Origin of the sequence: Agromyces humatus (genome assembly GCF_021228295.1) — a bacterium.
GTDB lineage: Bacteria > Actinomycetota > Actinomycetes > Actinomycetales > Microbacteriaceae > Agromyces > Agromyces humatus.
The window spans coordinates 102,024-115,146 of record NZ_JAJQPD010000004.1 but is presented as its reverse complement, the minus strand read 5'-3'; the positions used below and the strand labels follow the sequence as shown (position 1 = coordinate 115,146).

The window sequence follows — 13,123 nt, the reverse complement described above, 5'->3', positions numbered from 1 at the left end:
CACCAGAGAGGCACCACAATGACAACGACGTCGAGTGACGCGAAGCGGCCGGGGGGAGCTCGCGTCGCGGTACAGAAGTTCGGCACCTTCCTCAGCGGCATGATCATGCCCAACATCCCCGCGCTCATCGCGTGGGGCATCTTCACCGCGTTCTTCATCGACGTGGGGTGGATTCCCAACGCCGATCTGGCCACGATCGTCGGGCCGTTCATCCACTACGCGCTCCCGATCCTCATCGCGTACACGGGCGGCAACATCATCTACGGCATCCGCGGTGGCGTGGTGGCCGTGATCGGCACCTTCGGAGTCATTGCCGGGTCCGACCTCCTCGTCGCTCAGTACAACGCGGTGGCGGAGGCGGCCGGTGACCCGAGCATCCCCGAGATCCACCAGTTCATCGGTGCGATGATCATGGCGCCCATCGCCGCGTACACCATGAAGTGGCTGGACAACCTGTGGGAGGGCAAGATCAGGGCGGGCTTCGAGATGCTCGTCAACATGTTCTCGGCCGGCATCTGGGGCTTCGCCATGGCCATCCTGGGGTTCTTCCCGATCGCCTGGGTCGTCAACCGGATCATGGAAGCCCTCGGCGGAGCCGTGAACTGGCTCGTCGAGACGAACCTCCTGCCACTCACGAGCATCATCATCGAGCCGGCCAAGGTCTTCTTCCTCAACAACGCCATCAACCACGGCGTGCTGACCCCCCTCGGCCTCCAGGAGGCGTCAGACACGGGCTCGTCGATCCTGTTCCTCCTCGAGGCGAATCCCGGCCCCGGCGTCGGCCTGCTCCTGGCCTTCACCTTCTTCGGGATCGGGGCGGCGCGCGCATCGGCGCCGGGCGCCGCTGTCATCCAGTTCTTCGGCGGCATCCACGAGGTGTACTTCCCGTACGCCCTCATCAAGCCGATCCTGATCGTGGCACTCATCGCGGGCGGCATGACCGGCGTGACGACCAACATGCTGTTGGGCGGCGCGCTCCGCGCACCGGCGGCGCCGGGCAGCATCTTCGCCGTCGTCGCCCAGGTCGCGAACAACTCGTACGTCGCGGTCCTCCTGTCGGTGGTCCTCTCGGCGACGGTGACGTTCCTCATCGCCGGGGTCATCCTCCGTGCCTCGCGCAAGCGCGACCTCGAGGCGATGGCGGCCACCGACGACGCGTTCGGCGCGGCGATCACGCAGACCGAGGCGGCGAAGGGCAAGAGCTCCGACGCCCTCGCGAACCTGCGCGGCGGAGCGGCGACCCAGGCCGACGGTCAGGCCGGCCCCGCGACGGGGACGGTGCCGGAGATCAAGAACGTCGTGTTCGCGTGCGATGCCGGGATGGGCTCGTCGGCGATGGGCGCGAGCGTCCTGCGGAACAAGTTCAAGAAGGCGGGGATCGAGGACGTCACGGTCGTCAACAAGGCGATCGCGAACCTCGACTCCTCCGCCGACCTGGTCATCACGCAGAACCAGCTGACGGATCGCGCACGGCAGCAGACGCCCGACGCCGTCCACGTCTCGGTCGACAACTTCATGAACTCGCCGAGGTACGACGAGGTCGTGGACCTGGTCAAGGGACAGCACGAGACGCAGCCCTGATTGCGGATCTCCGGGGTCGGATGCGTACGAGCTCCGGCCCCGGAGTCCTCGGCAGCACGCGGACAACCGGACAACGAACGAGAAGAAGGAGCATCCGATGACCGAAGAGATCCTGCCCGCCGCCAATGTGCGGCTCGCCGCCCGGGCGGCCGACCGCGACGACGCGATCCGCGCGGCGGGCGCGATCCTCGTCGAGGCCGGCGCGGTCGAGCCCGCCTACGTCGACGCGATGCTCGAGCGCGAGCAGTCGGTGTCGACGTACATGGGCAACCTGCTCGCGATCCCGCACGGCACCAACGAGGCGAAGGACTCGATCCGCCGATCGGCGCTCTCGGTCATCCGGTACGACGAGGCGATCGACTGGGGCGGTGAAGAGGCCCGCTTCGTCGTCGGCATCGCCGGCATCGAGAACGAGCACCTCGACATCCTCTCGAAGATCGCGATCATCTTCTCGGACGACGACGAGGTGCAGCGGCTCGTCGACGCGACGTCCGCCGAACAACTGCACGCCCTGCTCTCGGAGGTCAACGACTCGTGAAGGCCGTGCACTTCGGCGCCGGCAACATCGGGCGCGGGTTCGTCGGGCTTCTGCTGCACGACGCCGGGTACGAGGTCGTGTTCGCCGACGTGAACGGCGCGCTGATCGACGAGCTCGCGGCATCCGACCGTTACACGGTGCACGAGGTGGGCGCGGGCGCGCGGGATCGCGTCGTCGACGGCTATCGCGCAGTGAACAGTGCGACGGATGCCCCGGGCCTCGCCGGCGAGCTCGCGACCGCCGACGTCGTGACCACGGCGGTCGGTCCGACCATCCTGAAGTTCATCGCCCCCCATGTGCTCGCGGCGCTTCGGGCCCGCTCCGCGGATGCCCCGCCCGTCGCGGTCATGGCGTGCGAGAACGCGATCAACGCCACGAACCTGCTGCGCGACGAGGTCGCCGCGCTCGCCGGTGCCGAGGAGTGGCCCTCGCTGGCCCCCCGCGCGGTGTTCGCGAACACCGCCGTCGACCGCATCGTGCCCGCCCAGGCGCCCGATGCGGGACTCGACGTGACCGTCGAGCCGTTCTTCGAGTGGGCGATCGAACGGGCGCCGTTCGGCGAGGCGCCGCCGGTGATCCCCGACGCCCACTTCGTCGACGATCTCGCCCCGTACATCGAACGCAAGCTGTTCACGGTGAACACCGGGCACGCCGCCACCGCCTACTTCGGATTCCTCGCCGGGCATACGCGTATCAGCGAAGCGCTCGCCGACCCGCCCGTCGCGGCCGCGGTCGAACGCGTGCTGGGCGAGACGTCCGCGCTCATCGTCGACAAGCACGAGTTCAGCGCCGCCGAGCAGTCGGCCTATCGCGAGACGATCCTCGAGCGGTTCCGAAACCCCGAGCTCCCCGACACCGTCGAGCGGGTCGGGCGGCAACCGCTGCGCAAGCTCGGCCGTCACGAGCGCTTCATCGGCCCCGCCGCCGAACTCGCCGAGCGCGGGTCCTCGGTCGGCGGGTTGCTCGCAGCGGTCGGAGCCGCACTCCGGTTCGACGTGCCCGCCGATCCCGAGAGTGTCGAGTTGCGACGCATGCTGCACACGCGCGGGCCCGTGCAGATCGTGCACGAGGTCATGGGCATCGCCCCGGGGCATCCGCTCGAGGACGGCCTCGTCGAAGCGGTGGCCGCAGCGGCGGCCTCGCGATAGCCGGGAATCGGGGCATTCGCGCCTCGACTGGCGAAATCGCACGGAATCGCCTAAAGTTGACCCTTGGTGTTCTGCACGCCCGCTTCGGCATGCCTGACGACTCGATCAGACGGCGACGACCTGACGGCGACCGCATGCAGCATCATCGCACGACCAGCATCCCAAACTCCAAGCGATAGTGAGGCTATGGCCAAGAAAGACGGCGTCATCGAGATCGAAGGCTCGGTCATCGAGGCACTCCCGAACGCGATGTTCCGGGTGGAACTCACGAACGGGCACAAGGTTCTCGCGCACATCTCAGGAAAGATGCGCCAGCACTACATCCGCATCCTCCCCGAGGACCGCGTGATCGTCGAGCTGAGCCCATACGACCTGACGCGCGGGCGCATCGTCTACCGCTACAAGTAAGGGCTGCTCGGAAAGTAACGGCCCGCGGCATCCCGCGGGTACGAGGACAGCGAATTCCAAGGAACCACCATGAAGGTCAACCCCTCCGTCAAGCGCATCTGCGACAAGTGCAAGGTCATCCGCCGCCACGGCCGCGTGATGGTCATCTGCGAGAACCCGCGCCACAAGCAGCGCCAGGGCTAGTCGCCAGACGTGCGGGGCGCGCCCAGCGCGCGCACCGCGACATCCACAACTGAACACCGCATCGGCAATGCCAGAACCCGCTCTCGCGGGGGACACCTCAGGTTGGAGGCCTGGGCACCGGCATTGCTCCACACCTCCACTTCGAAACAGGAGAAGCCACACATGGCACGTCTGGCAGGAGTCGACATCCCGCGCGAGAAGCGCGTGGAGATCGCACTGACTTACATCTACGGCGTCGGCCGCACGCGAGCGCTCACCACGCTCGCCGAAACCGGCATCGACGGAAACATCCGCGTGAAGGACCTCAGCGACGACCAGCTGGTCGCCCTGCGCGACTACATCGAGGCCAACTTCAAGGTCGAGGGCGACCTCCGCCGCGAGGTGGCCGCCGACATCCGCCGCAAGGTCGAGATCGGCTCCTACGAGGGCATCCGCCACCGTCGCGGCCTCCCGGTCCGCGGCCAGCGCACCAAGACCAACGCTCGCACCCGCAAGGGCCCGAAGCGCACCGTCGCCGGCAAGAAGAAGCCCGGCCGCAAGTAACCGCTCGTCGCCAGATCTAGGAGATTTCACACATGGCAGCACCCAAGGCGGCTACTCGCAAGCCGCGCAAGAAGGAAAAGAAGAACATCGCCGTGGGCCAGGCCCACATCAAGTCGACGTTCAACAACACGATCGTCTCGATCACCGACACCAACGGTGCCGTGATCAGCTGGGCCTCCTCCGGTGGCGTCGGCTTCAAGGGCTCGCGCAAGTCGACCCCGTTCGCCGCGCAGCTCGCCGCAGAGTCGGCCGCCCGCCAGGCGCAGGAGCACGGCATGAAGAAGGTCGACGTCTTCGTCAAGGGCCCCGGCTCGGGCCGTGAGACCGCGATCCGCTCGCTCCAGGCCGCGGGCCTCGAGGTCGGCAGCATCAACGACGTGACGCCCCAGGCGCACAACGGCTGCCGCCCGCCGAAGCGCCGCCGCGTCTAAGCACTCCGAGCCGCGGGTCGGGCGGGCCGCCATGTGCGCCCGCCCGGCCACGTGGCATCCGTTCTCACACAACTCAAGATCCTCGACCTCGCAGGTGTCATATAGCGGACACCCTGCCGAAAGGAATCAACAGTGCTGATCGCACAGCGCCCGACGCTCACCGAAGAGAACATCTCGGAGTTCCGTTCGCGTTTCGTGATCGAGCCCCTCGAGCCGGGCTTCGGTTACACCCTCGGTAACTCGCTTCGCCGCACCCTCCTCTCCTCGATCCCCGGCGCGGCCGTGACGAGCATCCGCATCGACGGCGTGCTCCACGAGTTCTCGACGGTCCCCGGGGTGAAAGAGGACGTCACCGAGATCATCCTCAACATCAAGAACCTGGTCGTCTCCAGCGAGCACGACGAGCCCATCACCGCCTACCTGCGCAAGCAGGGCGCCGGTGAGGTCACCGCGGCCGACATCTCGGCACCCGCCGGCGTCGAGGTGCACAACCCCGACCTGGTCATCGCAACGCTCAACGACTCGGCGAAGTTCGAGCTCGAGCTCACGATCGAGCGCGGCCGCGGCTACGTCTCGGCCAGCCAGAACCGCAACGAGTACTCCGAGGCCGGCCAGATCCCGGTCGACTCGATCTACTCGCCGGTGCTCAAGGTCACCTACCGCGTCGAGGCCACCCGTGCCGGCGAGCGCACCGACTTCGACCGCCTCGTGGTCGACGTCGAGTCGAAGCCGGCCATCACGCCCCGCGACGCGATCGCTTCGGCGGGCCGCACCCTCACCGAGCTGTTCGGCCTCGCACGCGAGCTGAACACCGCGGCCGAGGGCATCGAGATCGGCCCCGCGCCGGTCGACGCCGTGCTCTCGAGCGAGCTCTCGATCCCGATCGAAGACCTCGACCTCTCGGTGCGCAGCTACAACTGCCTGAAGCGCGAAGGCATCAACACGGTGTCCGAGCTCGTCGCCCTGAGCGAGTCGCAGCTCATGAACATCCGCAACTTCGGCCAGAAGTCGGTCGACGAGGTCAAGGACAAGCTCACTGAGATGGGCCTGTCGCTGAAGGACTCGGTTCCCGGCTTCGACGGCGCCCACTTCTACACGGGCTTCGACGACGAGAACTAGGCCCCGGCCTACCCGACCCCTCACCATCTGGAGATAACGAACCATGCCGAAGCCCACCAAGGGCCCCCGCCTCGGAGGCGGACCCGCGCACGAGCGGCTGCTGCTCGCGAACCTCGCGGCTGCGCTCTTCACGCACAAGAGCATCACCACCACCGAGACGAAGGCCAAGCGCCTGCGTCCGCTCGCCGAGCGTCTCGTCACCTTCGCGAAGCGCGGCGACCTGCACGCGCGCCGTCGCGTGCTCGCCGTCATCGGCGACAAGTCGGTCGTCCACGAGCTCTTCGCCGTGATCGCACCGCAGGTCGCCGACCGTGAGGGCGGCTACACCCGCATCACGAAGATCGGCAACCGCAAGGGCGACAACGCGCCCATGGCGGTCATCGAGCTCGTGCTCGAGCCCGTCGTGAAGAAGCAGCGCGCCGCGAAGCCCGCCGCTGCCGAGGCGCCCGTCGCCGACGAGCCCGAGGTCGTCGAGGAGGCCGCCGAGGCCCCCGCCGACGAGGCTGCTGCCGACGACACCACCGAGGCTGCCGAGTCGACCACCGACGAGGCTCCTGCCGAAGAGGCCGAGGCCGCCGAGGCCAAGTAGTCTCGAACCGCTCACGAAGGGCCCGGATGCTGCGGCATCCGGGCCCTTCGTCGTCCCCTGTGGAGGCTCGGCGACGGCGTCTGCAGGAAGAACCAGGCGCGCCGTCGTGGGGGCTCGACACGCCGACATCGGACGGGTTGTTCCGGTCCTCGGCGTCCGTGCGTGCGGGTCAGGGGATCGCCGTAGGCTTGTCGCATGCCCGAGAACGACACGGTCGACGAGACGGATGTCTCGGGCGAGGTGCCCGACGAGGCCCCGGTCGTCCGGCTGCGACTCGGCATCGCGTACGACGGCACCGACTTCAGCGGGTGGAGCCGCCAGCCCGGCCTGCGCACGGTGCAGGGCGTGCTCGAGGAGGCGCTCGCGACGCTGTTCCGGCGCACGGGCGTGGCTCCGAGGCTCACGGTCGCGGGTCGCACCGACGCCGGCGTGCACGCGCTCGGCCAGGTGGCGCACCTCGACGTGCCCGTCGACGCGCTCGCGTCGGTCACCCGCGCCCGTCGCGGCCACCCCGAGCACGACGCCGCCCCTGCCCCCGTGCTCGCCCGCCGGCTCACGGGGATCCTCGGCCACGATGCCGACGTCGTCGTCACGCACGTCGAACCGGCACCCGAGGGCTTCGATGCGCGGTTCTCAGCCGTGTGGCGCCGTTACGAATACCGCGTGGCCGATGCATCCGCTCGTCGTGACCCGCTCGAGCGTCGCCGCACCGTCGCATTTCCGCGAGCCCTCGACGTCGAGGCGATGGATGCCGCGTCCCGGTCGCTCTGCGGGCTCCACGACTTCGCCGCGTACTGCAAGCCGCGCGACGAGGCGACGACGATCCGCACGCTGCAGGACTATCGGTGGGCACGGCGCGACGATGGCGTGCTCGTGGCGTCGCTGCGGGCAGACGCCTTCTGCCACTCGATGGTGCGCGCGCTCGTCGGAGCCGCCCTGGCGGTGGGGGAGGGGCGACTCGAGGTCGGCGCCCCCGCCGCGCTGCTCGCCGCCGGCGAGCGCACGAGCGCGTTCACGGTGATGCCGGCGAAGGGCCTGACCCTCACCGAGGTCGGCTACCCCGACGATCACGAGCTCGAGACGCGCGCCGGGCAGACGCGGGCGCGACGCGAATTGCACGTCGACGGGCTCATCGGCTAAGCTTGCCCTTTGGTGCCGCCACCTGCGTCGGCATCCGAAGATGAGCCCTCCACCTGGGCGTTCGAACGCATCGCGGTCGAACTCCCGCCGGAGTGGGATTCACGAACCCCTCTCTCGATCAGAAAGCAGCACTTCCGTGACGCGCACCTATACCCCGAAGTCGAACGAGATCCAGCGCGACTGGGTCGTCATCGACGCGACCGACATCGTGCTCGGTCGTCTCGCGAGCCACTCCGCAGCCCTGCTGCGCGGCAAGCACAAGGCGATCTTCGCCAACCACGTCGACACCGGTGACTTCGTCATCATCGTCAACGCCGACAAGGTGGCCCTCACCGGCCAGAAGCTCGAGCAGAAGAAGGCCTACCGCCACTCGGGTTACCCGGGTGGGCTCAAGGCCGTCGGCTACGCCGAGCTCCTCGAGAAGAACCCCGTCCGCGCCGTCGAGAAGGCGATCCGCGGCATGCTCCCGAAGAACTCGCTCGGCCGGGCCCAGCTCAAGAAGCTCAAGGTCTACGCCGGCCCGGAGCACCCGCACTCGGCTCAGCAGCCCAAGCCGTACACCCTCACCCAGGTCGCCCAGTAATTCCGGCACCCTCGACGTTCTCAAATAAGGATTCACACCAAAATGGCGAAGATCGCAGACCAGATCGAAGCGGCTCCCGAGAGCTACACGACCGAGAGCACCCCCGCGGACGCTCCGGCCACCCCCCGTCCCGTGCTCAACGTCTCGGGCGCGGCCGTCGGCCGCCGCAAGCAGGCCATCGCACGCGTGCGCGTCGTCCCCGGCGCCGGCACCATCACGGTCAACGGCCGTGAGCTCGCGGCCTACTTCCCCAACAAGCTGCACCAGCAGCTCATCACCGACCCGTTCACGGTGCTCGAGCTCACCGGCTCGTACGACGTGATCGCGCGCATCACCGGTGGCGGCCCCTCGGGCCAGGCCGGCGCCCTGCGTCTCGCGATCGCGCGCGCGCTCAACGAGATCGACCGCGAGAACAACCGTCCGACCCTCAAGAAGTCGGGCTTCCTCACGCGTGACGCTCGCGTCATCGAGCGTAAGAAGGCCGGTCTCAAGAAGGCGCGCAAGGCTCCGCAGTTCTCGAAGCGCTGACCCGCGCTTCCGGGCTCTCCTCTATGCCTCGGCTTTTCGGAACCGACGGTGTCCGGGGCCTGGCCAACCGTGAACTCACGGCTGACCTGGCCCTGGGCCTGTCCCAGGCGGCTGCTGCCGTCCTCACTCAGGGGCGCCACGCCGACGAGCTCCGCGCGGCGGGCCGCCGCCCCGTGGCGGTCGTCGCCCGCGACCCGCGCGTCAGCGGCGAGTTCCTCACCGCTGCCGTGTCGGCCGGTCTCGCGAGCTCCGGCGTCGACGTGCTCGATGCCGGGGTCATCCCGACCCCCGCGACGGCGTACCTCATCGACTCCATCAAGGCCGATTTCGGCGTGATGATCTCGGCGTCGCACAACCCGGCGCCCGACAACGGCATCAAGTTCTTCTCGTTCGGCGGCACCAAGCTGCCCGATGTCGTCGAAGACCGCATCGAGTCGTATCTCGGCAAGCAGAAGCTCGCCCCCATCGGCGACGGCGTCGGCCGCATCCAGCGCTTCGCCGACGCCGAAGACCGCTATGTCGTGCACCTGCTCGGCACGCTGCCCCACCGGCTCGACGGCATCAAGGTCGTGCTCGACTGCGCGAACGGCGCGGCCGCCGGGGTCTCGCCCGAGACCTTCAAGGACGCGGGTGCCGAGGTCGTCGTCATCGGCGCCGACCCCGATGGCATCAACATCAACGACGGCGTCGGTTCAACGCACCTCGACAAGCTGCAGGCTGCCGTGCTCGAGCACGGCGCCGACGTGGGCATCGCTCACGACGGCGACGCCGATCGCTGCCTCGCGGTCGATGCCCAGGGCGAGATCATCGACGGCGACCGCATCATGGCCATCCTCGCGCTCTCGATGAAGGAGCGCGGCAAGCTCACCGACGACACGCTCGTCGTCACGGTCATGTCGAACCTGGGGCTCAAGCGCGCGATGGCCGAGCATGGCATCCGCGTCATCGAGACCAAGGTTGGCGACCGCTACGTGCTCGAGGCGCTCGCCGCCGAGAAGCTCGCGCTCGGCGGCGAGCAGTCGGGTCACGTCATCATGTCGGAGTATGCGACGACGGGCGACGGGGTGCTCACCGGGCTGCATCTCGTGGCAGAGATGGCGCGTACCGGCAAGACGCTCGCCGAACTCGCGTCGGTGATGACGGTCTACCCCCAGGTGCTCGTCAACGTGCGCGGCGTCGACCACCATTCGCTGCACGACGACGACGAGATCGCCGCGGCCGTCACCGCTGCCGAGACCGAGCTCGGCGACTCGGGCCGGGTGCTGCTGCGCCCGTCGGGCACCGAGCCGATGGTTCGGGTCATGGTCGAGGCATCCGATCAGGTGACCGCAGAGCGCCACGCGGCGACGCTCGCCGACGTCGTGCGCGAGCGCCTCGCGGTCTGACCGAGCCTTCCGATCGAGCGGATGTCCCTCACGGGGCATCCGCTCGTCGTTTCAGAGCTTTCGCAGCAGCACGCTCGACACCGCGTGGTCGGCGCCCTTGCGCAGCACCAGCGACGCACGCGAGCGGGTGGGCCGGATGTTCTGCAGCAGGTTCGGTTCGTTGATGGACTGCCAGATCTCGCGTGCGCGCTGCCGGGCCTCGGCGTCGGAGAGGCTGGCGTAGCGGTGGAAGTACGAGCGCGGGTTCGCGAACGCGCCGCGCTGCAGCTTGAGGAAGCGCTCTTCGTACCAGCGGGCGATGTCGCTCGTGCGGGCATCGACGTAGATCGTGAAGTCGAACAGGTCGCTCACCGCGAGGCGGTGGCCGGGCCCGGGCGGTTGCAGCACGTTGAGGCCCTCGACGATGAGCACGTCGGGACGGCGCACCGTGATGTGCGCGTCGTTCACGATGTCGTAGGCCAGGTGGGAGTAGAACGGCGACCGCACTTCGGCGGCACCGGCCTTCACCTCGCTGACGAAGCGCAGCAGCGCGCGCCGGTCGTATGACTCGGGAAAGCCCTTGCGTGCCATGAGGCCGCGCCGCTCGAGCTCGGCGTTGGGGAACAGGAACCCGTCGGTGGTGATGAGCTCGACGTGCGGGGTGTGCTCCCACCGGGCGAGGAGCTCGCGCAGCAGTCGGGCGATGGTCGACTTGCCGACCGCCACCGAGCCCGCGACGCCGATCACGAAGGGCGTGGATTCGAATCGCTCGCGCAGGAACTCGCTCGTGACCTTGTGCAGTGACTTCGTGCCGCCGACGTAGAGGTTCAGCAGCCGGCTGAGCGGCAGGTAGACCTCGGAGACCTCGCGCGGGTCGAGGGGCTCGCCGAGGCCGCGCAGTTGCACGATCTCGGTCTCGCGGAGGGGCGAGGGCATCGACGGCGCGAGCGCCGCCCAGTCGGCCCGATCGAGTTCGACGAACGGAGAGAGGTGCGCCGTGTGCGACGACGGGCTCTGCTGATCGGGCACCGTTCCACTGTAGTGCGGCGGGTGGCGCCGACCCTGTCGGCGGGCGGGGCGAGTGCACAGCCTCGCGCCACTACAATCGCCCCTATGTGTGGAATCGTCGGATATGTCGGAGAGCGCAACAGCCTCGACGTGCTCATGGGTGGCCTGCGCCGCCTCGAATACCGTGGCTACGACTCGGCGGGGGTGGCCGTCGTCGATGACGACGGTGCCATCGAGACGGCCAAGCGCGCCGGAAAGCTGCAGGTGCTCGCCGATGAACTCGAGGCGAACCCGCTGCACCATGGCGGCACGGGCATCGGCCACACCCGCTGGGCGACGCATGGCGGCCCCACCGACCGCAACGCGCACCCGCACCTGGGCGACGAGGGTCGCCTCGCGCTCATCCACAACGGCATCATCGAGAACTTCGCCGAACTGAAGGACGAGCTGTTGGCCGAGGGCCTCACGTTCGAGTCCGAGACCGACACCGAGGTCGCGGCAGTACTGCTCGGCAAGGAATACCGCGCCACGGGCGACCTGCGCCAGGCGTTCCGCAACACGGTCTCGCGCCTCGACGGCGCGTTCACGCTGCTCGCGGTCCACCGCGAGGAGCCCGGCGTCGTCGTCGGCGCCCGCCGCAACTCGCCGCTCGTGATCGGGCTCGGCGAGGGCGAGAACTTCCTCGGCTCCGACGTCGCCGCCTTCGTCGAGTTCACGAAGCGCGCCGTCGCGATCGGGCAGGACCAGATCGTCGAGATCACCGCCGACCAGGTCACCGTCACCGATTTCACGGGCGAGCCCGTCGAGGTCGAACCGTTCGACGTCGAGTGGGATGCCTCGGCCGCCGAGAAGGGCGGATGGTCGTCGTTCATGCGCAAAGAGGTGTCCGAGCAGCCCGAGGCGGTCGCCAACACCCTGCGCGGCCGCATCGTGGACGACGAGGTCGTCATCCCCGAGCTCGCGTCGTTCGGCGACGACGAACTCCGCTCCATCCGTCGCATCACGGTCATCGCGTGCGGCACCGCCGCGTATGCCGGCATGGTCGCGAAGTACGCGATCGAGCAGTGGTCGCGGGTTCCGGTCGAGGTCGAGCTCAGCCACGAGTTCCGCTACCGCGAGCCAGTGCTCGACGAGCACACGCTCGTCGTCTCGATCAGCCAGTCGGGCGAGACCATGGACACGCTCATGGCCGTGAAGTACGCGCGCGAGCAGGGCGCACGCACGATCTCGATCTGCAACACGCAGGGCGCGACCATCCCTCGCGAGTCCGACGCGGTCGTCTACACGCACGCCGGGCCCGAGGTCGCGGTGGCGTCGACGAAGGCGTTCGTCGCGCAGATCGCGGCGCTCTACCTCTTCGGCCTTCACCTGGCTCGCGTGCGCGGCACGCTGTCGGCCACCGAGCTCGCGACGCAGCTCGCCGAACTGCAGGCGGTGCCCGAGAAGCTCCAGGCCGTGCTCGGCGAGGCCGAGAAGGTCGAGCAGCTCGCACACTGGATGGCCGACACCCGCTCGGTGCTCTTCCTGGGCCGTCACGTCGGCTTCCCGATCGCCATGGAGGGCGCGCTGAAGCTCAAGGAGCTCGCGTACATCCACGCCGAGGGCTTCGCCGCGGGCGAGCTGAAGCACGGCCCGATCGCCCTCATCGAGCCGGGCCAGCCCGTGTTCGTCGTGGTGCCGAGCCCGCGCGGGTCGGCGAACCTGCACCCGAAGGTCGTGTCGAACATCCAAGAGATCCGGGCTCGCGGCGCGCGTGTCATCGCGATCGCCGAGGCCGGCGACGCCGCGGTGCTGCCGTTCGCCGACGAGGTGCTGCGCATCCCGCTCGCGGCTCCGCTGTTCGAGCCGCTGCTCGCGGTGGTCCCGCTGCAGATCTTCGCGATGGAGCTCGCGCAGGCGAAGGGACTCGACGTCGACCAGCCGCGCAACCTGGCGAAGTCGGTCACGGTCGAGTGATGCA

General features: G+C 68.7%; 15 protein-coding genes. 14 read left to right on the top strand and 1 reads right to left on the bottom strand.

Annotated elements, in window-relative coordinates:
- Positions 1–18 precede the first annotated feature (18 nt).
- From LSF15_RS08080 to glmM, 13 genes are all read left to right on the top strand, one after another.
- Positions 19–1,581 carry a PTS mannitol transporter subunit IIBC gene (locus tag LSF15_RS08080; protein WP_232498026.1) on the top strand — a complete coding sequence of 521 codons (1,563 nt, stop codon included), beginning with the start codon at positions 19–21 and terminating at the stop codon, positions 1,579–1,581.
- Between the two features lie 97 nt (positions 1,582–1,678).
- Positions 1,679–2,119, top strand: a complete 441-nt coding sequence (locus LSF15_RS08075) for a PTS mannitol transporter subunit IIA (protein WP_232498025.1) — start codon at positions 1,679–1,681, stop codon at positions 2,117–2,119.
- Entirely contained in the window at positions 2,116–3,267 is a 1,152-nt protein-coding gene (locus tag LSF15_RS08070; RefSeq protein ID WP_232498024.1) for a mannitol-1-phosphate 5-dehydrogenase, read from the top strand. Before LSF15_RS08075 ends, LSF15_RS08070 begins: the two co-directional genes overlap by 4 nt.
- Positions 3,268–3,453: 186 nt before the next feature.
- Complete coding sequence (gene infA, locus LSF15_RS08065) at positions 3,454–3,675, top strand: translation initiation factor IF-1 (protein WP_011186713.1); 222 nt, start codon at positions 3,454–3,456, stop codon at positions 3,673–3,675.
- 69 nt (positions 3,676–3,744) lie between these two features.
- On the top strand, positions 3,745–3,858 hold the full coding sequence (gene rpmJ, locus LSF15_RS08060) for a 50S ribosomal protein L36 (protein WP_056734976.1): 114 nt from the start codon (positions 3,745–3,747) through the stop codon (positions 3,856–3,858).
- A gap of 162 nt (positions 3,859–4,020) precedes the next feature.
- On the top strand, positions 4,021–4,401 hold the full coding sequence (rpsM, locus tag LSF15_RS08055) for a 30S ribosomal protein S13 (RefSeq protein WP_232498023.1): 381 nt from the start codon (positions 4,021–4,023) through the stop codon (positions 4,399–4,401).
- 32 nt (positions 4,402–4,433) lie between these two features.
- Positions 4,434–4,832, top strand: a complete 399-nt coding sequence (gene rpsK / locus LSF15_RS08050; RefSeq protein WP_022889749.1) for a 30S ribosomal protein S11 — start codon at positions 4,434–4,436, stop codon at positions 4,830–4,832.
- A gap of 132 nt (positions 4,833–4,964) precedes the next feature.
- Positions 4,965–5,951, top strand: a complete 987-nt coding sequence (locus LSF15_RS08045) for a DNA-directed RNA polymerase subunit alpha (RefSeq protein WP_231046122.1) — start codon at positions 4,965–4,967, stop codon at positions 5,949–5,951.
- 43 nt (positions 5,952–5,994) lie between these two features.
- Positions 5,995–6,540 (top strand): 50S ribosomal protein L17, encoded by a 546-nt coding sequence (gene rplQ / locus LSF15_RS08040; RefSeq protein ID WP_232498022.1) that lies wholly within the window; start codon positions 5,995–5,997, stop codon positions 6,538–6,540.
- A 195-nt stretch (positions 6,541–6,735) separates the two neighbouring features.
- Positions 6,736–7,680 (top strand): tRNA pseudouridine synthase A, encoded by a 945-nt coding sequence (locus tag LSF15_RS08035; protein WP_232498021.1) that lies wholly within the window; start codon positions 6,736–6,738, stop codon positions 7,678–7,680.
- 136 nt (positions 7,681–7,816) lie between these two features.
- Positions 7,817–8,263 carry a 50S ribosomal protein L13 gene (gene rplM, locus LSF15_RS08030; protein ID WP_232498020.1) on the top strand — a complete coding sequence of 149 codons (447 nt, stop codon included), beginning with the start codon at positions 7,817–7,819 and terminating at the stop codon, positions 8,261–8,263.
- Between the two features lie 42 nt (positions 8,264–8,305).
- The gene (rpsI, locus tag LSF15_RS08025) at positions 8,306–8,791 is read left to right on the top strand and encodes a 30S ribosomal protein S9 (protein WP_232498019.1); all 486 of its coding nucleotides are present in this window, start codon (positions 8,306–8,308) and stop codon (positions 8,789–8,791) included.
- A gap of 23 nt (positions 8,792–8,814) precedes the next feature.
- Complete coding sequence (gene glmM, locus LSF15_RS08020; protein ID WP_232498018.1) at positions 8,815–10,176, top strand: phosphoglucosamine mutase; 1,362 nt, start codon at positions 8,815–8,817, stop codon at positions 10,174–10,176.
- Between the two features lie 51 nt (positions 10,177–10,227).
- Here glmM and coaA read toward each other — a convergent pair whose 3' ends face one another.
- Positions 10,228–11,184, bottom strand: a complete 957-nt coding sequence (coaA, locus tag LSF15_RS08015; protein WP_232498017.1) for a type I pantothenate kinase — start codon at positions 11,182–11,184, stop codon at positions 10,228–10,230.
- A gap of 84 nt (positions 11,185–11,268) precedes the next feature.
- Between coaA and glmS the strand changes: the two genes are divergently transcribed.
- On the top strand, positions 11,269–13,119 hold the full coding sequence (gene glmS, locus LSF15_RS08010) for a glutamine--fructose-6-phosphate transaminase (isomerizing) (protein WP_232498016.1): 1,851 nt from the start codon (positions 11,269–11,271) through the stop codon (positions 13,117–13,119).
- Positions 13,120–13,123 lie beyond the last annotated feature (4 nt).

Coding starts and splice junctions, on each gene's coding strand:
- LSF15_RS08080 (WP_232498026.1), top strand. CDS start 19: ATGACAACGACGTCGAGTGACGCGAAGCGGCCGGGGGGAGCTCGCGTC.
- LSF15_RS08075 (WP_232498025.1), top strand. CDS start 1,679: ATGACCGAAGAGATCCTGCCCGCCGCCAATGTGCGGCTCGCCGCCCGG.
- infA (WP_011186713.1), top strand. CDS start 3,454: ATGGCCAAGAAAGACGGCGTCATCGAGATCGAAGGCTCGGTCATCGAG.
- rpmJ (WP_056734976.1), top strand. CDS start 3,745: ATGAAGGTCAACCCCTCCGTCAAGCGCATCTGCGACAAGTGCAAGGTC.
- rpsM (WP_232498023.1), top strand. CDS start 4,021: ATGGCACGTCTGGCAGGAGTCGACATCCCGCGCGAGAAGCGCGTGGAG.
- rpsK (WP_022889749.1), top strand. CDS start 4,434: ATGGCAGCACCCAAGGCGGCTACTCGCAAGCCGCGCAAGAAGGAAAAG.
- rplQ (WP_232498022.1), top strand. CDS start 5,995: ATGCCGAAGCCCACCAAGGGCCCCCGCCTCGGAGGCGGACCCGCGCAC.
- LSF15_RS08035 (WP_232498021.1), top strand. CDS start 6,736: ATGCCCGAGAACGACACGGTCGACGAGACGGATGTCTCGGGCGAGGTG.
- rpsI (WP_232498019.1), top strand. CDS start 8,306: ATGGCGAAGATCGCAGACCAGATCGAAGCGGCTCCCGAGAGCTACACG.
- glmM (WP_232498018.1), top strand. CDS start 8,815: ATGCCTCGGCTTTTCGGAACCGACGGTGTCCGGGGCCTGGCCAACCGT.
- glmS (WP_232498016.1), top strand. CDS start 11,269: ATGTGTGGAATCGTCGGATATGTCGGAGAGCGCAACAGCCTCGACGTG.